The sequence below is a fragment of the Cobetia sp. 29-18-1 genome, assembly GCF_029846405.1.
In the GTDB taxonomy this organism is placed as follows: Bacteria; Pseudomonadota; Gammaproteobacteria; order Pseudomonadales; family Halomonadaceae; genus Cobetia; species Cobetia amphilecti.
On sequence record NZ_JARWKS010000031.1, the window covers coordinates 1 to 21,699 of the forward strand.

The following is a 21,699-nucleotide window of genomic DNA, read 5'->3' on the forward strand; positions in this document are numbered from 1 at the left end:
CACGCTCTCCCTAAAGATAGGTCAGAACGTGTCAACTATATTCAGGACGGGACACCAGACGCAAAAAAGCCACCCCGAAGGGTGGCTTTTCTGTTGGCTGCCGAATTCATCCTGCGACTTCATCAGCTAGCCAGAATTGGCTGGGGTACCAGGACTCGAACCTGGGAATGCCGATACCAAAAACCGGTGCCTTACCACTTGGCTATACCCCAACACTTGGTGGCCAGAGACGGAATCGAACCGCCGACACGGGGATTTTCAATCCCCTGCTCTACCAACTGAGCTATCTGGCCAACCTGAAGACACAAAAAAAGCCGCCAAGGCGACCTCTATATCGTGTGTTCTTCGCTCATCTACAGAAGCCTGAAGATGGTGCCGGCTAAAGGAGTCGAACCCTCGACCTACTGATTACAAGTCAGTTGCTCTACCAACTGAGCTAAGCCGGCACAAAGAACTCATGATATGAGTCTTCTTACTACGTTACTGCATGTCAGCTGGCTGGGGTACCAGGACTCGAACCTGGGAATGCCGATACCAAAAACCGGTGCCTTACCACTTGGCTATACCCCAACACTTGGTGGCCAGAGACGGAATCGAACCGCCGACACGGGGATTTTCAATCCCCTGCTCTACCAACTGAGCTATCTGGCCCTTGCCAACGAGGACGTATTAAATAGAAAACCTTTCCCGACGTCAACCCTTGCTTATCAAGAATTTGGCGTCGTAATTTGCCTTCCGCCGTCCTCGCCGTCCACTCAGACTTCGTAGCCCTGTCCGCCCTGCGATTCGCCCTTGGCGGCGGCGTCCGTCGGCACGAAACCTTCGGCCTGGTCCGTCTCCTGGTTGTTGAAGAAGCGATCCATCTGCTCCATCAGATAGCGACGGCTGTCGGCATCCATCATGTTGAGGTGTTTCTCGTTGATCAGACGCGTCTGCAGCGCCTGCCACTCTTCCCATGCCTGCTTCGAGACGTTGGACCAGATGTCCTGGCCCTTCTCGCCCGGCAGCGGCGGAAAATCGAGACCCGGCAGGTCCTGGTCATACTTGCGGCAATGTACGGTGCGCATGGGTAACTCCGTAAGAGAACTGGATGTCAGTGCGGATGAGCGCCGAGCCTTCGCCAGACGCCTTTACTGTTGCCTCATTCTCGCACGCTTGAACCGCTTTGCCCCAGACGTGCTGCCGATGCCGACGCCAGCAAGGCCTCACAGGCCGAACAGATCATCCGTGCAGCGTGCCAGCAGCGCCTTGACCGGCGCCGGCAGGCCCACGGCGTCCGGCGCGGCAGGGTCGACGAAGCGGCGGTCGGCGGCTGACTCGTTGACGCTCCCGGCCGCTTGAGCTGGCGCAAGCCCTGCCTCCCCCAGCTGTACCGGCTGCGGCGTGATGGTCAGCCGGAAGTGGCTGAAGACATGCTCGAAACTCGCCAGTGGCGCCTCCAGATGGGCGCCGCGGGCTTCGCGGGCGACCCATTCCCGCGCGGCCTCGCGGTCCTCGACCAGTGGCGGCGCCCACAGACCGCCCCAGATGCCCGTTGGCGGACGGCGCTCCAGCAGGATCTTCCCCGCCGCATCGCTGACCAGCAACATCAGCGTCTGACGCGTCGGAATGGCCTTCTTGGGCTTGCTCTCGGGGAAGCGCTTCTCTTCGCCACGCGCATGCGCCACGCAGACCTCCTCGAAGGGGCAACGCGCGCAATCCGGCTTGCTGCCGCGCGTGCACAGGGTGGCTCCGAGATCCATCATCGCCTGGGTCCAGTCCGCCAGCCGCACCTGCGGCGTGTAGCGCTCCGCCAGCGTCCACAGCTTGCGCTCCACCGCCGGTCGTCCCGGCCAGCCTTCCACGGCATGCAGGCGTGCCAGCACGCGCTTGACGTTGCCATCGAGAATCGGCGCCCGCTGTCCGGTGCTGATGCTGATGATCGCCCCGGCGGTCGAACGCCCGATGCCCGGCAAGGCCGACAGTGCCTCGACACTCTCGACCGGGAAGGCGCCGTCGTGCTCATTCACGACCTGCTGCGCGGCCTTGTGTAGATTGCGCGCGCGCGCGTAGTAGCCAAGGCCCGTCCACAGGTGCAGCACGTCATCGATGTCCCCCGCCGCCAGCGCCGCGACATCCGGGAAGCGCTCCATGAAGCGGGCGTAGTACGGCAGCACCGTCGCGACCTGGGTCTGCTGAAGCATGATCTCCGAGACCCACACGCGATACGGCGTGGTGTTCTCCTGCCAGGGCAGATGCTTGCGGCCATGCTCATCGAACCAGTCAAACACACGCGCCTGAAACGCCTCGGGGCTCAGGGCGATGTCTTCAAAGCCGGGTGTGGCGTGGCTCTCGGGAGCTGTCACGTCTGGCGTGGCAGCAGTGTCAGGTCGCGCCATCAAAACTTCCTCTGCTCGCGCCATGGTCGACGCCATGGCCTGGGCTCAAACGGCAGCACGCCAGCCCCGAGGAGCTGGCGTGCCGGTCTTGCTGCGAAGGGAGCGCGTGATCAGTTGAACAGCCCCTGAATCGCGCCCTTCAGCTTGTCGCTGGCGCCTTCGCCCAGCTTGTCGTCGATCTTCTTGCGGGTATCTTCGTCGAGCTTCTCATCCAGCTTCTCGCTGACCTTCTCGCCCGCCTTGCGCTTGGCTTCATCCTTGGCCAGTTCCGCTGCGGCACTCTGGAAGCCCTTCTGATCGAAGCCACACCACTCGCCCGGCTCACCGCTCAGATTGCCCTGACACTGCACCGGGAAGCGCAGCTTGATCAGACGCGGATTGACCTCACAGGCCGCGTCATCCGCGCCCTCGATGAAGCGCGCCGCCACGTTGTAGTCGAAGGCCTCGGTCGGCAGGTTGAGCTGGCCCTTGCCGTCCAGCGCGATGCCCGGGATCGCCAGGGCGAGATCCTGATTGCTGATTACGCCATTGGTGACCGTGAAGCTGCCCTGCGCGCGCTCCAGCGGCGTATTGGCCTTCCACTCGCGCGAGGAGGTCTTGCCACTCAGCGTCGCCACGGCAGTGCACATCTCCCTGGAGATATTGACGTCGAGCACCTCGCCATTGCGAATCTCGAAATTGCCCTTGCCGTTCAGATTGCGCTTGATGCTGTCGATCTGATTGGTGCTGGTGGTGTAGTCACCATTGAGCGTCAGGCGACCGCGCAGGATGTCCTTCTGCTCCGGTGCCAGCGCCTTGAGGAACGGCGCGATATCCAGATTGGTCAGCTTCTCGCCGAAGCTCATGCTCAGCGGTGTCTTGCGGCTGTCGATGCGTGCATTGGCCGCCAGCGAGCCGCCATAGAGGCTGGCCGTCAGGCTATCGAGCTGCTGCACACCCGGCTGACCGGACAGCTTGGCGGTCACCTTGCTCATCTCGAGACCCGAGGCGATCAGCGTGCCGATATCCAGCTGCCCCTGAAGGCCCAGCGTCTTGAGCAATGCCACCGGCAGCAACTCCGCGTCGCCATCGGCCGCATAGACCGGCGCGATCACGCCCGCCGTGAGCGCTTCCCCCAGGCTTGCCGTCTTCTCGTCTGCGCCCGCCGGTGCCAGGTAGTCATCGAGATTGAGCGCGTCGACATCCAGATCGAAGGTGATCTGCGAGGCATCGAAGGACGAGCCGAGACGCCCATTGATGGTGGTGTCATCCAGCGCCATCACCAGGTTGGTCAGCTGCACCTGCGACATGTCGCCCTTGAACGGGCTGGAGAAGGCCAGCGAGGTCAGCGCGCTGCTCTTGGCGGTCTGCGGCGCCTCCATGCCGACACGCGTCATCCACGCCTTGGGCGACAGCGGTGCCAGCTTGAACTGGCCGCTATAGCTGAGCGCATCGCCGGTGATGTCCTTGGCCTTGAGCGCCCCGCTGAGGCGCAGGTCACTGCCGGAGGTCAGCAGCAGGTTCTCGAGATTCGCCGTGCCCGCCGCCAGGTCGGCTTCGGCACCGAAGGTGGCTTTCAGCGGCAGGGCCTTGTCACCCAGCGCGGCCTGATGGAGCGTCGCGTCAAGCTCGGCGCCATCGGCCAGATACAGCTGCTTGTCGGTATCCAGCGTCAGGGTGTCGATATCCAGCGCCACGCTCTGGTCCTTGTCACCCAGCGACGGCATGCGCGTGGTGGTATCCAGGCTCACGCCGGTCAGCACATGACGGCCGCCCTGCAGGTCCAGCGCCACCTTGCCATCGAGGCTGACGGTGCTCTGAAGCTCCGGCTCACGCCCATCGGCCACGAACGACAGCTCGACCGGGAAAGCCTTGTCGGGGCTGACGTTGGAGGACGTCAACGCCACGTCGTTGAGCGTCATGTCGAGCCCGCTGGCCGCGTCCTGATAGGCGATCTGACCATTGGTGACCTGCACCGAGGCGATATCGAGATTGACCGCCATGCTGCCGGCGCCATTCTGCACCGACGGCGTCGTGTCATCCGCCAGCGCCACACCGGCGCTCTTGGCCGGCGGCAGCGCTTCATCCGCCGCGCCACTGTCGGCGGCCGTCGCCGCATGCTCGAGCAGGCTTTCCCAGTTGCCACGCCCCTGTGCATCTCGCTCGAGCGCCAGCTTGAGGCCGTCGAGGAAGACGCCTTCGACTTCGACCTCACCGCTCAGCAGTGGCGTAAAGGACACGCCGACTTCCGCGCGGGTAAAGGAGGCAAATGGAGACTGGTCACGTTCCTGCTCCGGCAGCCAGGCTTCGGCGTCCTCGACGCTGACGCCGAGACGCGGATAGAAGGACCAGTCCAGCGGGCCGTTCAGGGCCAGTTCCAGCCCCGCCTGGTCCTTGACCGCCTTGACCAGTCGCGGCTTGAGATCATTCGGATCGAGGAAGGTGGTGACATAGATCACCCCTGCCACGACCACCAACGCCAGTACTCCGACGATGGCCAGCAAGGCTCTGAACAGTGCTTTCATCTACGTCCTCCCTTTGACACGATGAGAATTGCTACGGTGCCCTCACTCCAGAGGGCAGCACATGGAATGGCGCTGGGGACTCGTGGCATCAGGCGATGCCCTTTCTCCCGCTCATCATCTAGCTCGAGCGCTGCGCGCCATCCTCCCGCACAGCGAGACAGCCTCAAGACAGAAATGATGATGACACAGCCGGTGGACAGGTCGCGTTGACGTCAGTTCCGCATCCGGCAACAACCGGGTTCACTCCTGCGCCAGCACGAAGCCGTCGCGGGCGGGGTCTCGCACATAGCCGAGACGTGATACCAGCAGCTCGTCGGCCAGGGTCAATCCCTGACTCGGCACGACCAGCAGACGCTGGGCACTGGCCGCTTCCAGTGACAGCAGCGCCATCAGACGCGTACCGACACCGCGTCGACGCGTGCTCTTGCGCACGCAGCAATGGCTGATCTTCCAGGCATCGCCTTCATCCTCGCAGAGTAGCGCGCCGATATGACGATCGTTGAAGAAGGCGCTGCAGAAGCGGTGTCCCGCGGCGAGATTGGCCTGAATGAAGTCATCCGGGGCGAGCGGGAGACGCTCACTGGGGGCTTCGTGATAGATACGCGACAGATCGATACGGACTTGCTCATCGGTTTGCCAGCGTGCGTGATCGATCATCTGAAGAGTGACCGGCATGGTGAGATCCTCGCCCGCGATATGAATGCCCGCCATTGTAGCGGATGCCATTGTCCTTTCTCTATAATGACGGGTCGGGCAGGCACAAAGACGACGCGCCTGCCGCCGATCAAGCGCCCCGCCGACGGCTCTCTGCCGTCGTCAATGCCCTGATCACGATTTCGATTGCGACATCACATGACAATAACCACATGATGCGCACTTCCCGGCCGGACTGGACACACGCCTCTCATACCAAAGGCCCCAGACTGCGCCCAGACCCCATCGGCCTCGATGCCGCTGATGGCGTCACCGACCGCTGGAGAGACATCATGGTAGAGCGTATCGCCGAAGTTCATCGCAACACCTCGGAAACCAAGATCCGGGTCCGCATCAATCTGGACGGTGAAGGCAAGCTGAGCGCCAACACTGGCGTGCCCTTCCTCGAACACATGATGGACCAGATCGCCCGTCACGGCGTGATCGACATCGAGGTCGACTGCGATGGCGACCTGCATATCGATGACCACCACACCGTCGAGGACATCGGCATCACCCTGGGTCAGGCCTTCGCGCAGGCGCTGGGCAACAAGGCCGGCATCCGCCGTTACGGCCATGCCTATGTGCCGCTGGATGAAGCCCTGTCTCGCGTGGTGATCGACTTCTCCGGTCGTCCGGGCCTGTTCATGCAGTGCGAGTTCACCCGCGGCAACATCGGTCGCTTCGATACCCAGCTGTTCTGGGAATTCTTCCAGGGCTTCGTCAATCATGCTGGCGCCACCCTGCATATCGACAACCTCAAGGGCTTCAATGCCCACCACCAGGCCGAGACCATCTTCAAGGCCTTCGGTCGTGCCGTGCGCATGGCGGTGGAAGAGGACGAGCGCATGGGAGGCCGTATCGCCTCCACCAAGGGCTCGCTGTAAACGAATGATCCGGGCGCCAGACGCCTGACATCCAGCGCCGGAGCCTGCCTCCGGCCTTCGGGAGAAAGACATGACGATTGCCGTCATCGACTATGGCATGGGCAACCTGCACTCCGTCGCCAAGGCGCTTGAGCACGTGGCTGACGAGAATGTCGTGATCACCAGCGACCCGCGCGCCATCCGCGGCGCCACCCGCGTGGTGCTGCCCGGCCAGGGCGCCATCCGTGATTGCATGGGCGAGCTTGAACGCGCCGAGCTGCGTGGTCTGGTCGGCGAGCTGCTGAGCAACCACAGCAAGCCGCTGCTGGGCGTGTGTGTTGGTCAGCAGATGCTGATGGAGCGCAGCGAAGAGAACGGTGGCATCGATTGCCTCGCCTACTTCAAGGGCGACGTGAAACGCTTCGATGACCAGCAGCTGGACGAGCACGGCCAGCGCCTCAAGGTGCCGCACATGGGCTGGAACCATGTCGCGCACACCCAGGGCCACGCGCTGTGGGAAGGCATCGAGGACAACTCGCGCTTCTACTTCGTGCACAGCTTCTATGTGTCGGCCAGCGAGTGCTCCAAGGTCTACGGCGCCACGCACTACGCCGGTGCCGAGGCGCACGTCGCCATCGGTGAGGGCAGCCTGTTCGCGGTGCAGTTCCACCCGGAGAAGAGCGCGGCCGCCGGCCTCAAGCTGCTCGAGAACTTCGTCCGCTGGCAGCCCTGAAGGCTCGCCCGCGTGACCCTCGGCGTCTGTCTCGCGTGACGGACGCCGATACATCCGCCTTCGATATACCGACGACAATACAGGCGTGCCCAGACACGCCGAGAGGACACCCGACATGCTGGTAATCCCCGCGATCGATCTCAAGGACGGTCAGTGCGTACGCCTGAAGCAAGGCCGCATGGAAGACTCCACCAACTACGGCGATGACCCGCTGGCCATGGCCGCGCGCTGGGTCGAGGCCGGTGGCCGTCGTCTGCATCTGGTCGATCTCAACGGTGCCTTCGAAGGCAAGCCGGTCAATGGCGACGCCGTGACACGCATCGCCCGCGCCTACCCGGAGCTGCCGATCCAGATCGGTGGTGGCATCCGTGATGCCGCGACCATCGAGCACTATCTGGAAGCCGGCGTCGGTCAGGTCATCATCGGCACCAAGGCCGTGAAGGAACCGGCCTTCGTCGCCGAGATGTGCCGTGCCTTCCCGGGCCGCATCATCGTCGGTCTCGATGCGCGTGACGGCTTCGTGGCCACCGATGGCTGGGCCGAAGTCTCCACCATCAAGGCCACCGAGCTGGCCAAGCGCTTCGCCAACGACGGCGTGTCCTCCATCGTCTACACCGACATCGCCCGCGACGGCATGATGCAGGGCGTCAACATCGAAGCCACCGTGGCACTGGCCCGCGAAGGCGGTATCCCGGTGATCGCGTCCGGCGGCGTGACCAACCTGGATGACATCCGTGGCCTGGCCGAAGTGGCCGATCAGGGCATCCTCGGTGCCATCACCGGCCGCGCCATCTATGAAGGCAGCCTGGACATCGCCGAAGCGCAGGCGCTGTCCGACTCCATCACCGGCCGCAAGGCCTGAGGGGAGCGATCATGGCACTCGCCAAACGCATCATCCCGTGTCTGGACGTCGACGCCGGTCGTGTCGTGAAGGGCGTCAACTTCGTCGGTATCCGCGATGCCGGTGACCCGGTCGAGGTCGCCAAGCGCTACAACGAGCAAGGCGCCGACGAGATCACCTTCCTCGACATCACCGCCAGCGTCGACAACCGTGGCACCACGGTCGACATGGTGTCGCGCATCGCCGGTGAGGTGTTCATCCCGCTGACGGTGGGGGGCGGCATCCGCACCTGTGAAGATATTCGCACCATGCTGAATGCCGGCGCGGACAAGGTCTCGATCAACACCGCGGCCGTGTTCAACCCGGACTTCGTGCGTGAAGCCGCGGAACGCTTCGGCAGCCAGTGCATTGTGGTCGCCATCGACGCCAAGCGCGTCAGCCAGGACGGCGAGACACCGCGCTGGGAGATCTTCACCCACGGTGGCCGCAAGCCGACCGGACTCGACGCCGTCGAGTGGGCGAAGAAGATGGTCGAGCTGGGCGCCGGCGAGCTGCTGCTGACCAGCATGGACCGCGATGGCACCAAGGCCGGTTTCGATCTCGGCGTGACACGCGCCATCTCCGACGCCGTCAGCGTGCCGGTGATCGCCTCCGGCGGTGTCGGCACCCTCGACCACCTGGTGGATGGCGTGCTCGAAGGCGGTGCGGATGCGGTGCTGGCCGCCAGCATCTTCCACTTCGCCGAGTACACGATCCCCCAGGCCAAGGCGCATATGGCCGCACGCGGTATCGAGATGCGCCTGTAAGCGCAGCCGCAGGGTAGTTCAGGCAGAAACGCGAACGCCGCCATTTCCTCAGGAAATGGCGGCGCTCTTGTCTGCAGAGACGCAACTTCGGTTCAGGCGAGAACAGCGCTCAGACGTAGCCCAGCTTCTTCAGTGGCTTGAGCGCCTGCGCGAGTCGCTGGTCAGCAAGCGTCATGATGTCCGCGACCAGATGCTTCTCGGCGGCGGGCAGCATCACGCGCTCCCCGACCCACAGCGCCAGCTCCGCCAGGTCATGCTGATTGCCCAGCCGCGCGGCCGCCTTGTCGAGCAGTTCCGGCTCGCGGCGCCGTCCGTGACTCGGTGACTCGAGCTCCCGCGCGGCTGCCTCGCCCAGCGCCTCGTGCGCCAGTGCCAGCTGGAACATGCGGTACTTGACCCACTTGCGCAGCCGGTGAGACGCCTCGATCTCACGCTTGCTGGCCACCTGCGCCGCAAGCTTGCTGATGCGATGACGACTGAACTCCAGCCCGGTGTTGAGCTCCTCCACCGTCAGCGGTGCCGCCTGCCAGGCCGCCCGCTCTTCGCTCAGCAGCGTCTCGAGCGGCGCGTGATCCAGCTCGCCTTCGGGCTCGCTCAGCGAGGCACTGGTCAGCCCCGGACGCAGCGCATCCAGCAGGCGCTGACTGCGCTCATCCACCCAGGCGTAGGCGCGACCATGGGTCTTGCGCAGCATGTGCGCCTCGCGCGGTCCGGCCAATGCCTTGGCGACGGCGCGCGGACGCGTCTGATGCTCACTCACCGCCGACTTGCCCAGCGACTCGCGCCGCAGTTGCCACCAGCCGCGCAGCTGCTTGCAGTCGACGCGCAGCGCATGCACATCCGCCGCGCTCAGCGTCGGCTGTGCGAGACGCTCACGCATGGCGTCCAGACGCGCCTGAATCACGCCATTCAGCGCTGCGTTCATCGGAGAAGAATCCTGCTGACGGGTGTCGCTCATCTGTCTCTCCAACAACGGCTGGCCAGTCATCACTGGCACCAGGATGGCCCGAATCGGGCCGCTCAGTCCTGCAAGGATAGCCCGAGATTGCTGACATCTTCATTGCGACCCAATTGCTTGAGCGCGCGCCAGTCATCGCGGGACAGCTGCGGGGCTTCGACGCTCTCGAGCACGGCATCCTGGAAGTCACGCTCATCGATCATCAACGGATGTTCGCGAATCATGGCTTCCAGCGCTTCCTGCTCGATGCCCTCACCGGCCTGCAGGTCGATCAGTGCGCGCACGCCATCGGCGGACAGACGGCTGATCTTGAGCGCGGCTTCCGGCTCTTCGCTGATCAGCACATCGATGCAGGCGGTCAGCGCCATCACGGCTTCCAGGGCGCGGCGCGCGCCGAAGCTGTCGTCCTCCTCGGCGGGCTCGAAGGCGGTGACCTTCTCGGCCTGCAGCGAGAAATCGATCTTGGCATCACGCACGCGCAGCTGCTCCCAGACGAGGTCCAGCAGCTTGCGCAGCTCACGCGTGGTGTCCAGTGCGCTGGCCGTGCCATTGGCTTCGGCGTAGAAGCCGGCATTGGGCAGGAGTCGCTCGGTCAGCGCCGCCATGAAGGCAGTACGGCGCACGGGGGCCAGCGCATCAAGGCGCGCACGGAAACCGGATACAGGCTGAGTCATGACGGCTCTATTCTCACTTCACTATTCAATATGCGGCGTTCGCGCTGGCGTCTTGGCTCCGCCAGCCGCGATGTCACCGGAGGTCGCTATAGGGTATGCGATAGGATAGGCGAAAGGGTAGCGCCCGCGCGTGGCCGGATGAACGCGACCCTACTCAAGCGCCGCCGTACTGCCGCACTCCTCAGGGCCACAGGCATTCCGTCGGCACGCGGCCAGCACCATCGAACAGGATACCTTCGCTGCGCAGCTTTTCCCGCTGGCGCACTGCCCCGCCGTGCTCGGTGACCTTGAGCGAGGCGTTGATCACGCGATGCCACGGCAACTGATGGCCATCCGGCAGGTGACGCATCGCCGAGCCGACCATGCGCGCGCTGGCGCCATCGGTCATCTTGGCGATACGCCCGTAGGTGGTGATGCGCCCTTCGGGAATCTGCGCCACCACGGTATAGATCTGTTCGAGCAGTTCGGCCCGCATGCGGTTCTCTCCTTGTCGTGTCGCGGCTGGTTCGCCCGGTGCAGGTTCTGAGATGCAGGTACTGGGATGCCGACACTGGGGTCTTTACGCTGACATAGCGCTCACGCATGATGAAGCCATGCATCTTTACTTCATACATCAGGGGCAACTCCCTGACACTGAACCAGATTCAGCCGCCGATACCGCAACGCTAGCGCATGACTGGCAGAGTCCGCTACGCCTCAAGGACTGGCTTTCCGGCATGGGGCACAGCTTCAACACCAGCTTCCCGCTGGCAGGCGAAGCCTTGCCGGGCATCGATGATTTCCATGCGCTGGTGGTGCTGGATGGACCGCAACGCCTGTCGAGCGCCGCACAGCCCGCCTCGCCCGCCGAACAGCAGTCGCTGCGCCTGCAGCGCAAGTTGATTCGGCGCACGCTGAACAGCAATCGCCCGCTGCTGGGAATTGGCCTGGGGGCGCGACTGATCGCCGAGCAGATGGGGGCGATCGTCTCATCCGCCGTGGTGCCGCAGCGTCGCTGGGCCACGCTGACGCGCAGCAACGAGTGCCCGCTGGGGCTACCCGCCGAGTTCGAGGCCTTGATGTGGCATGAGGAGATCTGCGGCCTGCCGGAAGACTGCGAGCTGCTGGCCAGCAGCGAGCATACGCCAGTGGCCGGCTTCAGCTGGGATGAGGGTCGCGTAGTGGCGCTCAACTTCCATCCGCACATGGATGCGGCGGCCACGCAGGACCGCCTGGCCCGCCACCCCGCGCCTCTGGAGGGCAATGGCGTGCAGTCACGCGAGGCGTTGCTGGAGGACCCGAAGCGCTTTGATCGTCAGGCGGCCCTGCTGGACCGCCTGCTGGTGGACTGGCTGAATGCGTGAGCGCTGACGGCGCTCGTGAGGGATATCAGCGCTGCCAGCGGTGATTGGCGCTCCACTCACGCGCGAAGGCGAGGCTGTTGTCCCAGTCGCCGACGTGCAGGAAGGTGCGCTCGTGCTTCTCGAGCTGATAGCGGTACATCGGGTCGTAATACTCGCTGAGCAGCGGCGCCAGCCAGCCTTCATGGGCAATGGGGTTGCCGCGCTTGTGCTCCTGGAAGGCGATGTCCTGCATGCGCACCAGACGAGCAAGGCGCGCACTGCCCAGGCGCTTGCGCAGACGCAGCAGCGCCTGACGCAGCTGGCGCTGCATCAGGGTCCAGCCGAGGAAGTCACCATAGTGGCGACTGTAGGTGGACCACAGCCCCTCGATATAGTCCTTCTGAATCTGCACGACTCGCCAATCCAGCGGCATCTCGACGCGGATCAACGGCGCCTGCTCCATCGCACGCCAGGTGGCGAGCGGAATGTTGACGCTGCCGATGAAACGCGACTCGTCTTCCATGATGGTCGGCGCTTCATCCTCAAGCGTGAGCATCTCGGCGGCGATGCGGTGCTCGAAGTCGATCTGGCTCGGCGCCGGGAAGGGATGGCGGCCGAAGGCCGAACCCTTGTGGCGTGCACAGCCTTCCAGGTCGATGCCATTGTCCAGCGCATGGATCAGCTCGGTCTTGGCGCAGCCGGTCAGCCCGCCGATCAACAGCATCGGGGCCTGCTCGGCACGCTCATCGATATGCTGACAGAGCTGCTGACGCATGGCCTTCCAGCCGCCCTCGATGCGCGGGCGCTCGATCCCCGCTTCCTGCAGCCACTGCTGACTGAGCTGGGAACGCATGCCGCCGCGGAAGCAATAGAGAATCGCGTCAGGGTGCCGCTCGACGTGCTCGACCCAGGCGCGGATACGTGCGCGCTTGATCCCGCCGCTGACCAGTTGATGGCCAAGATGTACCGCCGATTCCGGGCCGACCTGCTTGTACTGCACCCCGACGCGATGACGCTCCTCATCATCCATCAGCGGCAGATTGACGGCACCCGGCAAGGCACCAGCGGCGAATTCGACCGGCGCGCGCACATCGATCAACGGACGGCCGTCGCGAATCAGGTCGCAGCTGGCCGCCACGGTGGGCAAACTCATGGGCATCTCTCGGCAGACAGAACAGGATTGAGGCAATGGGCGGCTAGCTGGCTGGCTGGCTGGCTGGCCGCACCATCAAGGGGCCATATTCTAGCGCAAGCGTGCAGCCGCCCCCAGCCTTGTGCTTTCACGCCAACGGTGGCGTCAGGCGCACCCCCTGCCCCGGCCCGATCCCGGCCGGGCCGAACAGCTGACAATCGGGGCAGGCAGCGGGTTGATCACCGTGGGCGCGATGCGCTTCGGCGACCGAGTCGCGCAGCGAGGCAATCGCCGCCTCGGCGGTATGGAAGTAGTTCTCACGCCCCATGCGCTCGAGGAAGCCACCGCGCTCCATCACTTCCAGCGCGTACATGCGAAAGCCGCACATGCTGAGACTGCCGCCGGCATCGCGCAGGCGACGCTGCTCGATCTCGAGCATCTCGGCGCCCGCGATATCGATGAAGTTGCAGCCGGTGCCCAGCAGGATGACGTGCTTGCCGGTATAGCGCGCCAGCTTGCGCTGGACGTGGTCGACCGCCCCGAAGAACAGCGAACCATCCACACGCAGAATCACCACTTCCCGGCACTGGGCCAGCTGATAACGCTCGGCATTGCGCACGCCAAGCTCCGGATGCTCCGGGTCTGGCGCCATCTCGACCAGACGGGGCCGTGAGGTGCGGTTCAGATACAGCACCAGCGAGACCAGCACCCCGGCGAAGATGGCGAACTCCAGCGGCAACAGCAGGGTAGCGAGGAAGGTGATCACCAGCACCACCGCCTCTTCGCGGCTGACGGCCAGAATCTGACGGATATGAGCGACTTCGATCAGGTTGGCGGCGATCACCATGATCAGGCCCGCCATCGCAGGCAACGGCAGCCAGGCGGTCACGTCAGGCACCAGCAACAGCACCGCCAGCACGATCAGCGCCGCCACCACCACCGACAGCGGGGTGCGGGCGCCGGCATCATAGTTGGCGCCGGAGCGCGTGAAGGAGCCGGAGCCGGCAAAGCACGAGAAGAAACTGCCCGCCAGATTCGACAAGCCCTGGCCGATGAACTCCTGGTTGCCATCGATACGCTGATGCGAGCGCACGCCGATGGCGCGCGCGATGGAGACCGCCTCGATCAAGCCGAGCACCGCCAGCGCGAAGGCCGCCCCGCCCAGCGAGCGCAGGGTGTCAAAGCCCAGCGGCGGCAGGGTAAACGGCGGCAGACTGCCGGACAGGGCGCCGACCATCGGGATACCTGCCGCGCTGCCACCGAGCAATGCCGCGACACCGCAGCCGACGGCCATCGCCACCAGCATCCACGGCAGCTTGCGATTCAGCCGCCGAACCAGCACGGCCGTGAGCAAGGTGCTGAGCCCCGTGATCAGCGTGGCCCACGAGGTATCGCCCAGATGCCCGAGCAGCGCCCACCAGGTGCCGAGAAAGCTCGAGGCATCGCCAAGCGCGATGCCGAACAGGTGCTTGAGCTGACTGGTGGCGATCAAGACCCCGGCGCCGGCGGTGAAGCCGATCACCACCGTATGCGAGATGAGATTGACCAGCGCCCCCATGCGCATCAGCCCCAACGACAGCTGGATGATGCCGACCATGCAGGTCAGCGCCAGTACCAGCGGCAGGTATTCGGGGCTGCCCGGCGCGGCCAGGGTCGAGACGGTGCCGAACACCACCATCGAGATCGCCGCGGCCGGGCCACTGACCATATGCCGCGAACTGCCGAACAGGCCGGCGATGATCGCCACCACGATGGCAGCATACAGCCCATGCGCCGGTGGCAGGCCGGCGATCAACGCATAGGCCACCCCCTGGGGCAGCACCAGCACCGCGCCACTCAGGCCCGCGATCAGATCAGAACGCGCATCCCCGGGCGACAGCTGACGCATCCAGCCGAGAAAGGGCAACAGTCGCGACAGGCGATAGGCCGCGGCACTGGTGTGCTCGGGCCCCTCTGCCGTCTCGGTAGATTCGGGAGATTCGGGGGACGGCGAGGAAGGAGGCGGAGTATCAGCGGACAAGAAGTATCTCCGTGGCGAGGCAGGAAAGAAGTCGTCAGCCGGTAGCCGCAATGCCCCTGAGCGTATTCGGGGCAGGCTTGAAACCAGCGGTGATAAGTCTATCGCTGAAATCACTAATGAAACAGGGCCGCCACATGCTCGACAACGACCTGCGGCCCTGCGGTCCTCTCACTATAAAGACATACGCTGAAGAGACACGATGAAGAGACATGATCAAGAAACACGGCGACGAGACACGATAACGAGACACGAAGAGAGACGAGAAGACACGGCGCTGGCCATGCCGCGCCCGAGCAGTGACAATACCCGTTCCTGACACCGCTGCGGACCCTGACGCCATGACCACCGACGCTACGCCGACCGATACCACGACTCCCGAGACGGCGGGTGGCTATACCCCGCCGCTGGATGCCAGCGAAGCCGAGGCCATCGACGCCACGCGCCAGTGGGTCGAGGCGCACATCATCGCCGACAATCTGTGCCCGTTTGCCGCCCGCGAGATGGCACGCAACAGCATCCAGTATGCCGTGGTGCCCGGTGCAGGGCTCGAGCGCTGCCTGCAGGCACTCGGCGACGAGCTGCTGAACCTGGATGCCAATCGCGACGCCGAGACGACGCTGGTGATCTTCAAGGACGGCTTCCGCGACTTCGATACCTACCTCGAGCTGCTCGACTATGCCGAGGCGCTGCTGGAGATGCAGGGCTACGAAGGCATCTATCAGCTGGCCAGCTTCCACCCGGAATACGTGTTCGAGGACACCGAGGAAGACGACGCGGCCAACTACACCAACCGCTCGCCCTACCCGATGCTGCACCTGCTGCGCGAAAGCTCGGTCGAAGCCGCCATCAATGCCTATGCAGGCGATGTCGAAGAGGTGCCGGGGCGCAATGAAGAACTGATGCGCGAGCGCGGTGTCGAGCTTCTGGTCTCACGCCTCAAGGCCTGTGCTCATGCCGCCCGTCAGGCTGACAAGCAGGACTGACAAGCAGAACTGACAAGACAGGCTGAGCTTCGTGCTCGGAGAAAACCCCATACGAACAAGGCCAGCCGCTAGGCTGGCCTTGTTCGTTGTATGCAGCATCACACCACGATGTCCCCGTGCGGCAGGCTCACGCGCCAGGCGCAGATGTCACAGGGCTTCCAGTGCCTGGGACAGCTTGTCGACCGCCACGATGGTCATGCCCTTGGGCGGGTTCTTGGGGGCATTGCCCTTGGGCACGATGGCGCGCGTAAAGCCGTGTTTGGCGGCCTCGACGATGCGCTCCTGGCCACTCGGCACCGGACGGATCTCGCCGGACAGCCCCACCTCGCCGAACACCACCAGCTCGCGCGGCAGCGGACGGTTCTGCAGGCTGGAGACCACCGCACACAGCACCGCGAGGTCGGCGCTGGTCTCGAGCACCTTGACCCCGCCGACCACGTTCAGGAAGACATCCTGATCGCCGGTGAACAGGCCGCCATGCTTGTTGAGCACTGCCAGCAGCATCGACAGGCGATTGCCGTCCAGGCCGACGGCGACACGGCGGGGATTGCCCAGCGGCGAGTCATCCAGCAAGGCCTGCACTTCGATCAGGATCGGTCGCGTGCCCTCCCACACCACCATCACCAGACTGCCGGAGGACTGCTCCTCGCTGCGCGACAGGAAGATCGCGCTGGGGTTCTTCACCTCCTTCAGGCCCAGCTCGACCATGGCGAACACGCCCAGCTCGTTGACCGCGCCGAAGCGGTTCTTCTGGCCACGCAGCGTGCGGAAGCGCGAATCACCATCGCCCTCCAGCAGCAGGGAGGCGTCGATCATGTGCTCCAGCACCTTGGGCCCGGCCAGCGAGCCGTCCTTGGTCACGTGGCCGACCAGCAGCAGCACGGTGTTGGTTCGCTTGGCGAAGCGGGTCAGCGCGGCGGCAGACTCACGCACCTGCGAGACACCACCCGGGGCGGATGACAGATCCTCCAGATGCATGGTCTGGATGGAGTCGATGATCAGCACCTCGGGCTTTTCGCGCTCGGCAGTGGCCAGAATCGTCTCGACGCTGGTCTCGGCCAGCATCTTGAGCCCCTGGGTCGGCAGCTGCAGACGATGGGCGCGCATCGCCACCTGCGACAGCGATTCCTCACCGGTGACATAGAGTGAGCGCTTGTGCTGGGCGAGCTTGCAGGCGGTCTGCAGCAGCAGCGTCGACTTGCCGGCCCCCGGGTGGCCACCGAGCAGCACGGCGGAACCCGGCACCAGCCCGCCACCCAGCACGCGGTCGAACTCGCCGAAGGTCGAGGAGAAGCGCGGCACTTCGGCCAGGGAGACATTGGAAAGATCGGTCACGTTGTCGCTGAGCGTGCCGGCGTAGCCGCCCCGACCATTGCTGGCGCTACGCGCGGCACCACCGGCGACGGCACCCGCAGCGGGGGCGGCGCCGGGCAATACCGTGGCGCCGACGCGGATTTCCTGCAGGGTGTTCCATTCGCGGCAGCCGCTGCACTGGCCCTGCCACTTCGAGAATTCGCTACCGCATTCGGTACATACGAAGGCGCTCTTTGCTTTCGCCATCAGACAATCCTGTCGGGAAGAAATGATTCTCGGCGCCGCGGCGGAGTGTCGTCAGCCGCGGATTTCCAACGGCCAGACACAAGGAAGGCGGCTTGCGCCGCCTTCCTTGTGCTCACGATCGCCTTGTGGCGCACGGCACGCTTACTGGCGCTTGAGGCGCAGTGTCTCACCGTTCTGGAAGCGACGCTTCTGCGGGTCGACCAGCTCCAAGGTCTGGGCATCCAGACGCAGGAAGTAGTAGGTCTGGCCTTCGCCGTCCGGCGTCAGCTCATAGACGGTCGCGTTCGGGTCCGTCACGGTGCCGGACAGCACGTCCCACTGGCCTTCGTAATGCTCTGGATCCGGCTGCTGCGGATGATCACGATAGGTGGCATCGAGACTGAAGGTACGCTCATCCTGGGCTGCCTCTTCGGCACCCTTGAGGCGTACATCGAGGTCAATGCCCGTGCAGCGACGACACGGCAGGGTGCCCTTGTAGACGGCAACCTGCTCGCTGGCTGTCTCGGTGGTGCTGTTGTCAGCGGCACCGTCATTGGTCTGGGCCGTTGATGCGCACCCGGCGAGACCGACCATCAGCGCGGCTCCCACCATCAGAGTCCTGATCTGCATTGAATCCTCCTTAAGGCGATGACTCGATAGCAGCATCAGCGCTATCGACGGCGAGCGGTCTACCTATTGGCAGGCAGACCGCTCACAAGCTTCCACGCTCAAGAATAGCGGGTATCCGCCCCGAGAGGCCACCCCCGATGGCGTTTATCGAACACCATTCGCTAAATCGTGTCGGCCTCAGCCGCGGCGATCATGGCCATTGTCGAGAAACGGATAGTCGGTGTAACCCTTGGCGCCACCACCGTAGAAGGTGTCCGGGTCCTGCTCGTTGAGTTCAGCGCCGAGGCGAATGCGTTCGACCAGGTCCGGGTTGGCGATATACGGACGCCCGATGGCGACGGCATCCGCGATGCCCTCATCGATGATGCGTGCCGCGCTCTCACCGTCGTAGTGGCCGCAGAAGATCAGCGCGCCCGTGACGCGCTCGCGCAGGGCACGACGGAAGTCATCGCTGAACTTGATGTCGCCACCGGCCCAGTCCGGCTCGTTGACGTGCACATAGGCGATGCCACGTCTGGAGAGCTGCTCGGCCATGTAGAAGGCCATCTCTTCCGGCTCGTCATCGGTCAGACCGAAGATCTCGATGAAGGGCGTCAGGCGGATGCCGGTACGCTCAGGGCCGAAGACTTCGGCGACGGCATCGACGACTTCCAGCGTCAGGCGCGCACGGTTCTCGACCGAGCCACCGTACTGGTCAGTGCGCTGATTGGTGCCGGTGGCCATGAACTGGTTGAGCAGATAGGCGTTGGCAGCATGCACCTCGATCATGTCGAAGCCGGCACGCTTGGCACGCACGGCGGCCTGACGATAGTCCTCGATCAGCTGGGGAATCTCGTCCGTGTCCAGGGCGCGCGGCGTACTGGTGGGGTGACGTCCGCTGGTGCCGTCCTCGAATTCGACGAAGCACTGGGCACCTTCACCGCGCAGGGCGCTCGGCGCGACCGGCTGCTGGCCGTCCGGCTGCACCATCTCATGCGAGACACGCCCGACGTGCCACAGCTGCAGCGCCATGCGCCCGCCCTTGGCGTGCACCGCCTGGACGACGCCCTTCCAGCCCGCCTCCTGCTCATCGGTCCAGATGCCCGGCGTGTAGACATAGCCACGTGCGGTGGGCGAGATGTTGGTCGCCTCGCTGATGATCAGGCCGGCACCGGCACGCTGACCGTAATAGGCCTGCTGCAGCTCACCGGGCACGCTGTCGGGGGTACGAGCACGTGTCAGCGGTGCCATCAGGATGCGGTTGGGCAGGGTCAGATCACCGAGCTTGACCGGATCGAGCAGGGTGTCAGCGTACGGGGCATTGGTGTTGGCAGTCATCGGGACTCCTTGAATTGCAGGTCTTCGCCCAGCGTCCTCATCGTGCAAGGTCGCACGAGCTGGGCAAGCATGCCTGTGACATGCGGCATACCACGCGCTGCTTCAAGCACGCGCATCGCACGAGAATAATGCTGGCATGGCAACAATGTGCGAAGCCCGCCGTGCGGCCACTCTTGGGCTTCTTTTAACACCCCCTCTCGGCAGCCCTTCACAACACCCTCTCCCGACAGTTCTTCGCAACAATCTCTCTCGACAGTCCTTCGCCACAGCCTTCAATCACCGCTCCAATGCCCCTCATGACTCACTCAGAGCGCATGCCGGTGCTTGTACCGCGACGATCCAGCGGGCAACATGAAAAGCATCCATGACACGGGTCATGCACTGTCACCAGCGGCGAGAAATCATGAGCAAGTACTGGAGCCCCCAGGTCCACGACCTGACCCCCTACGTCCCCGGCGAACAACCGCGTGAGCAGCTGATCAAGCTGAACACCAACGAGAACCCCTATCCGCCGGCGCCCGCCGTGGAGCAGACGCTGCGCGAGTTCAATGCCTCTGATCTGCGCCGCTACCCGGACCCGAGCTCCAGCTCGCTGCGCGCCGCCCTGGCCGATACCTTCCATGTGAGCGCCGAGGAAGTCTTCGTCGGCAATGGCTCCGATGAGGTGCTGGCGCTGGCCTTCCAGGCATTCTTCCGACAGGACAAGCCGCTGCTGCTGCCGTCCATCAGCTACAGCTTCTACCCGGTCTACTGCCGCATGTATGGCATCGAGTCGCGCAGCATCGCGCTGACCGACAACTGGGAAGTCGACCTGGAAGCCTTCGGCAACGACAATGGCGGCATCATCTTCGCCAATCCCAACGCCCCGACAGGGCATGGTCATGGCCGCAAGGCGATTGCCGCGCTGCTGGAGCGCAATCCGCAGAGCGTGGTGCTGGTCGACGAGGCCTACGTGGACTTCGGTGGCGAAAGCGCCATCCCGCTGATTCATCAGTATCCGAATCTGGTCGTGACAGGCACTTTCTCGAAGTCGCGCAGCCTGGCGGGCATTCGTCTTGGCTATGCCGTGGCCTCGCGTGAGCTGATCGAGGGTCTGGAGCGCGTCAAGGACTCCTTCAACTCCTACCCCATCGATCGTCTGGCCGAACAGGTCGGCGTCGCTGCGCTCAGTGATCCCGACTATTTCGATGAGTGCCGCACACGGGTCATCACCACTCGCGAGCAGACGCGCGATCGCATGGCGGCGCTGGGCTTCGAGATCCTGCCCTCGCAGACCAACTTCGTGCTGGCGACTCACCCGACCCACGATGCCGGCAAGCTGTTTATCGGCCTGCGCGAACAGGGCATCCTGGTGCGCCACTTCAACACCGACGCACTGCGTGACTATCTGCGCATCAGCATCGGTACCGATGCCGAGATGGACAGCCTGATCGAAGCCCTGGAAACCCTGTGTCGCTGAGATAGCGCACGGCCTGGCCAGTGATGGCTCCAATCAAAGAAGGCGCCCAGTGGGCGCCTTCTTTCATCAGGATGTCACTCAGGTGCACACCGTACGGCCCATCCACACAGCTCATCACACAGTTCATCGTGCCGTTCATCGCACCGAACACTCTGCAGGAGCACAACATGACAACGGAAAGTCTCGCCAAGGCTTCGGATTCACCCTCGACACCCCACCTGCCTCTGACGCGGGTGCATCACGTGGCGCTGATCACCGCTGATTACCCTCGCGCCAGGCGCTTCTATCTCGAGGTCATGGATGCGCAGGTGATCAACGAGGCCTATCGTGAGGCCCGCGACAGCTACAAGCTCGACCTGCTCCTGCCGGGCGGCATCCAGCTGGAGCTGTTCTCCTTCCCTTCGCCACCTGAGCGCCCCAGCTATCCGGAAGCCTGTGGCCTTCGTCACCTGGCGCTGGCGACAGAAGACATCGATACCTGTGTCGAATTGCTGATCGCCCGTGGCGCCACGCCAGAGCCGATACGTATCGATGAATACACCGGCGCCCGCTTCACCTTCCTGGCAGACCCTGACGGCACGCCCATCGAGCTCTACGAAGTCTCGCCCTGATGTGATGGCGCACTGAAACTTCACTGGCCCCTGAAGATAAAAGGCCCCAAAGACAAAAGGCCCCTGTCGAGATATCAACAGGGGCCTTCGTGTGTCATGTGCAAGTTGCTTGGGCAAAGCTCTTTTCTTTCGCCCACAGCTGATTCGCATGCAGGATTCTCTGCACCACTTTTCCTGAGCACAAAGAGAACCGCCCCTGCAGCAAGGCTACAGGGGCGGTTCGGGATAAGTGC

20 protein-coding genes and 5 tRNA genes are annotated in these 21,699 nt (G+C 64.1%); 8 read left to right on the forward strand and 17 right to left on the reverse strand.

What is annotated here, in order from left to right; translation table 11 throughout:
* Positions 1–137: 137 nt before the first annotated feature.
* From QD208_RS16780 to QD208_RS16820, 9 genes are all read right to left on the reverse strand, one after another.
* Positions 138–212: transfer RNA gene (locus tag QD208_RS16780), tRNA-Gln, on the reverse strand.
* A gap of 5 nt (positions 213–217) precedes the next feature.
* Positions 218–293 (reverse strand) — tRNA-Phe (locus QD208_RS16785).
* Positions 294–370: 77 nt separating this feature from the next.
* Positions 371–446 (reverse strand) — tRNA-Thr (locus QD208_RS16790).
* Positions 447–495: 49 nt separating this feature from the next.
* Positions 496–570, reverse strand: a tRNA-Gln gene (locus tag QD208_RS16795).
* Between the two features lie 5 nt (positions 571–575).
* Positions 576–651, reverse strand: a tRNA-Phe gene (locus tag QD208_RS16800).
* A gap of 104 nt (positions 652–755) precedes the next feature.
* On the reverse strand, positions 756–1,067 hold the full coding sequence (locus QD208_RS16805; RefSeq protein WP_052384882.1) for an oxidative damage protection protein: 312 nt from the start codon (positions 1,065–1,067) through the stop codon (positions 756–758).
* A gap of 138 nt (positions 1,068–1,205) precedes the next feature.
* Positions 1,206–2,378 carry an A/G-specific adenine glycosylase gene (gene mutY, locus QD208_RS16810; protein WP_279837545.1) on the reverse strand — a complete coding sequence of 391 codons (1,173 nt, stop codon included), beginning with the start codon at positions 2,376–2,378 and terminating at the stop codon, positions 1,206–1,208.
* Positions 2,379–2,488: 110 nt separating this feature from the next.
* Entirely contained in the window at positions 2,489–4,882 is a 2,394-nt protein-coding gene (locus tag QD208_RS16815) for an AsmA family protein (RefSeq protein ID WP_131431162.1), read from the reverse strand.
* Between the two features lie 240 nt (positions 4,883–5,122).
* Complete coding sequence (locus QD208_RS16820; protein WP_225347481.1) at positions 5,123–5,608, reverse strand: acetyl-CoA sensor PanZ family protein; 486 nt, start codon at positions 5,606–5,608, stop codon at positions 5,123–5,125.
* 260 nt (positions 5,609–5,868) lie between these two features.
* Between QD208_RS16820 and hisB the strand changes: the two genes are divergently transcribed.
* The 4 genes from hisB (at position 5,869) to hisF (ending at position 8,821) form a co-directional block, all read left to right on the forward strand.
* A complete protein-coding gene (gene hisB / locus QD208_RS16825; RefSeq protein ID WP_043336716.1) occupies positions 5,869–6,462 on the forward strand; it encodes an imidazoleglycerol-phosphate dehydratase HisB in 594 nt (197 codons plus the stop codon).
* A 70-nt stretch (positions 6,463–6,532) separates the two neighbouring features.
* Positions 6,533–7,174, forward strand: a complete 642-nt coding sequence (gene hisH, locus QD208_RS16830) for an imidazole glycerol phosphate synthase subunit HisH (protein WP_279837546.1) — start codon at positions 6,533–6,535, stop codon at positions 7,172–7,174.
* A 115-nt stretch (positions 7,175–7,289) separates the two neighbouring features.
* The gene (gene hisA, locus QD208_RS16835; RefSeq protein ID WP_043336722.1) at positions 7,290–8,036 is read left to right on the forward strand and encodes a 1-(5-phosphoribosyl)-5-[(5-phosphoribosylamino)methylideneamino]imidazole-4-carboxamide isomerase; all 747 of its coding nucleotides are present in this window, start codon (positions 7,290–7,292) and stop codon (positions 8,034–8,036) included.
* An 11-nt stretch (positions 8,037–8,047) separates the two neighbouring features.
* Positions 8,048–8,821, forward strand: a complete 774-nt coding sequence (gene hisF / locus QD208_RS16840; protein WP_043336726.1) for an imidazole glycerol phosphate synthase subunit HisF — start codon at positions 8,048–8,050, stop codon at positions 8,819–8,821.
* A gap of 109 nt (positions 8,822–8,930) precedes the next feature.
* Here hisF and QD208_RS16845 read toward each other — a convergent pair whose 3' ends face one another.
* From QD208_RS16845 to QD208_RS16855, 3 genes are all read right to left on the reverse strand, one after another.
* Positions 8,931–9,779, reverse strand: coding sequence for a CHAD domain-containing protein (locus QD208_RS16845; protein WP_279837548.1), 849 nt, complete (start codon positions 9,777–9,779; stop codon positions 8,931–8,933).
* 62 nt (positions 9,780–9,841) lie between these two features.
* Positions 9,842–10,453 carry a DUF416 family protein gene (locus tag QD208_RS16850; RefSeq protein WP_054555215.1) on the reverse strand — a complete coding sequence of 204 codons (612 nt, stop codon included), beginning with the start codon at positions 10,451–10,453 and terminating at the stop codon, positions 9,842–9,844.
* Positions 10,454–10,634: 181 nt separating this feature from the next.
* Positions 10,635–10,928, reverse strand: a complete 294-nt coding sequence (locus tag QD208_RS16855) for an MGMT family protein (RefSeq protein ID WP_043336737.1) — start codon at positions 10,926–10,928, stop codon at positions 10,635–10,637.
* Positions 10,929–11,046: 118 nt separating this feature from the next.
* Here QD208_RS16855 and QD208_RS16860 point away from each other — a divergent pair, with 118 nt between their 5' ends.
* The gene (locus QD208_RS16860) at positions 11,047–11,796 is read left to right on the forward strand and encodes a type 1 glutamine amidotransferase (RefSeq protein WP_131431159.1); all 750 of its coding nucleotides are present in this window, start codon (positions 11,047–11,049) and stop codon (positions 11,794–11,796) included.
* 25 nt (positions 11,797–11,821) lie between these two features.
* Here the strand turns inward: QD208_RS16860 and mnmH are convergent, their stop codons facing one another.
* Together mnmH and QD208_RS16870 are read right to left on the reverse strand one after the other, a co-directional pair.
* Entirely contained in the window at positions 11,822–12,928 is a 1,107-nt protein-coding gene (gene mnmH, locus QD208_RS16865) for a tRNA 2-selenouridine(34) synthase MnmH (protein WP_043336739.1), read from the reverse strand.
* 127 nt (positions 12,929–13,055) lie between these two features.
* Positions 13,056–14,927: a SulP family inorganic anion transporter gene (locus tag QD208_RS16870; protein ID WP_279837551.1), complete on the reverse strand. Its 1,872-nt coding sequence runs from the start codon at positions 14,925–14,927 to the stop codon at positions 13,056–13,058.
* Positions 14,928–15,265: 338 nt separating this feature from the next.
* Here QD208_RS16870 and QD208_RS16875 point away from each other — a divergent pair, with 338 nt between their 5' ends.
* Complete coding sequence (locus QD208_RS16875) at positions 15,266–15,910, forward strand: DUF1415 domain-containing protein (RefSeq protein ID WP_279837553.1); 645 nt, start codon at positions 15,266–15,268, stop codon at positions 15,908–15,910.
* 147 nt (positions 15,911–16,057) lie between these two features.
* Here QD208_RS16875 and radA read toward each other — a convergent pair whose 3' ends face one another.
* The 3 genes from radA to QD208_RS16890 form a co-directional block, all read right to left on the reverse strand.
* Positions 16,058–17,470, reverse strand: coding sequence for a DNA repair protein RadA (radA, locus tag QD208_RS16880; protein WP_043336740.1), 1,413 nt, complete (start codon positions 17,468–17,470; stop codon positions 16,058–16,060).
* Between the two features lie 141 nt (positions 17,471–17,611).
* Positions 17,612–18,079 (reverse strand): copper resistance protein NlpE N-terminal domain-containing protein, encoded by a 468-nt coding sequence (locus tag QD208_RS16885; RefSeq protein ID WP_279837555.1) that lies wholly within the window; start codon positions 18,077–18,079, stop codon positions 17,612–17,614.
* A gap of 177 nt (positions 18,080–18,256) precedes the next feature.
* Positions 18,257–19,396, reverse strand: coding sequence for an alkene reductase (locus tag QD208_RS16890; RefSeq protein WP_279837557.1), 1,140 nt, complete (start codon positions 19,394–19,396; stop codon positions 18,257–18,259).
* A gap of 403 nt (positions 19,397–19,799) precedes the next feature.
* Here QD208_RS16890 and hisC point away from each other — a divergent pair, with 403 nt between their 5' ends.
* Positions 19,800–20,855, forward strand: a complete 1,056-nt coding sequence (gene hisC / locus QD208_RS16895) for a histidinol-phosphate transaminase (RefSeq protein WP_279837558.1) — start codon at positions 19,800–19,802, stop codon at positions 20,853–20,855.
* Between the two features lie 167 nt (positions 20,856–21,022).
* Positions 21,023–21,466 (forward strand): VOC family protein, encoded by a 444-nt coding sequence (locus QD208_RS16900; protein ID WP_279837561.1) that lies wholly within the window; start codon positions 21,023–21,025, stop codon positions 21,464–21,466.
* Positions 21,467–21,699: the final 233 nt, after the last annotated feature.

Coding starts and splice junctions, on each gene's coding strand:
- QD208_RS16805 (WP_052384882.1), bottom strand. CDS start 1,067: ATGCGCACCGTACATTGCCGCAAGTATGACCAGGACCTGCCGGGTCTC.
- mutY (WP_279837545.1), bottom strand. CDS start 2,378: ATGGCGCGACCTGACACTGCTGCCACGCCAGACGTGACAGCTCCCGAG.
- QD208_RS16815 (WP_131431162.1), bottom strand. CDS start 4,882: ATGAAAGCACTGTTCAGAGCCTTGCTGGCCATCGTCGGAGTACTGGCG.
- QD208_RS16820 (WP_225347481.1), bottom strand. CDS start 5,608: ATGGCATCCGCTACAATGGCGGGCATTCATATCGCGGGCGAGGATCTC.
- hisB (WP_043336716.1), top strand. CDS start 5,869: ATGGTAGAGCGTATCGCCGAAGTTCATCGCAACACCTCGGAAACCAAG.
- hisH (WP_279837546.1), top strand. CDS start 6,533: ATGACGATTGCCGTCATCGACTATGGCATGGGCAACCTGCACTCCGTC.
- hisA (WP_043336722.1), top strand. CDS start 7,290: ATGCTGGTAATCCCCGCGATCGATCTCAAGGACGGTCAGTGCGTACGC.
- hisF (WP_043336726.1), top strand. CDS start 8,048: ATGGCACTCGCCAAACGCATCATCCCGTGTCTGGACGTCGACGCCGGT.
- QD208_RS16845 (WP_279837548.1), bottom strand. CDS start 9,779: ATGAGCGACACCCGTCAGCAGGATTCTTCTCCGATGAACGCAGCGCTG.
- QD208_RS16850 (WP_054555215.1), bottom strand. CDS start 10,453: ATGACTCAGCCTGTATCCGGTTTCCGTGCGCGCCTTGATGCGCTGGCC.
- QD208_RS16855 (WP_043336737.1), bottom strand. CDS start 10,928: ATGCGGGCCGAACTGCTCGAACAGATCTATACCGTGGTGGCGCAGATT.
- QD208_RS16860 (WP_131431159.1), top strand. CDS start 11,047: ATGCATCTTTACTTCATACATCAGGGGCAACTCCCTGACACTGAACCA.
- mnmH (WP_043336739.1), bottom strand. CDS start 12,928: ATGAGTTTGCCCACCGTGGCGGCCAGCTGCGACCTGATTCGCGACGGC.
- QD208_RS16875 (WP_279837553.1), top strand. CDS start 15,266: ATGACCACCGACGCTACGCCGACCGATACCACGACTCCCGAGACGGCG.
- radA (WP_043336740.1), bottom strand. CDS start 17,470: ATGGCGAAAGCAAAGAGCGCCTTCGTATGTACCGAATGCGGTAGCGAA.
- QD208_RS16885 (WP_279837555.1), bottom strand. CDS start 18,079: ATGCAGATCAGGACTCTGATGGTGGGAGCCGCGCTGATGGTCGGTCTC.
- QD208_RS16890 (WP_279837557.1), bottom strand. CDS start 19,396: ATGACTGCCAACACCAATGCCCCGTACGCTGACACCCTGCTCGATCCG.
- hisC (WP_279837558.1), top strand. CDS start 19,800: ATGAGCAAGTACTGGAGCCCCCAGGTCCACGACCTGACCCCCTACGTC.
- QD208_RS16900 (WP_279837561.1), top strand. CDS start 21,023: ATGACAACGGAAAGTCTCGCCAAGGCTTCGGATTCACCCTCGACACCC.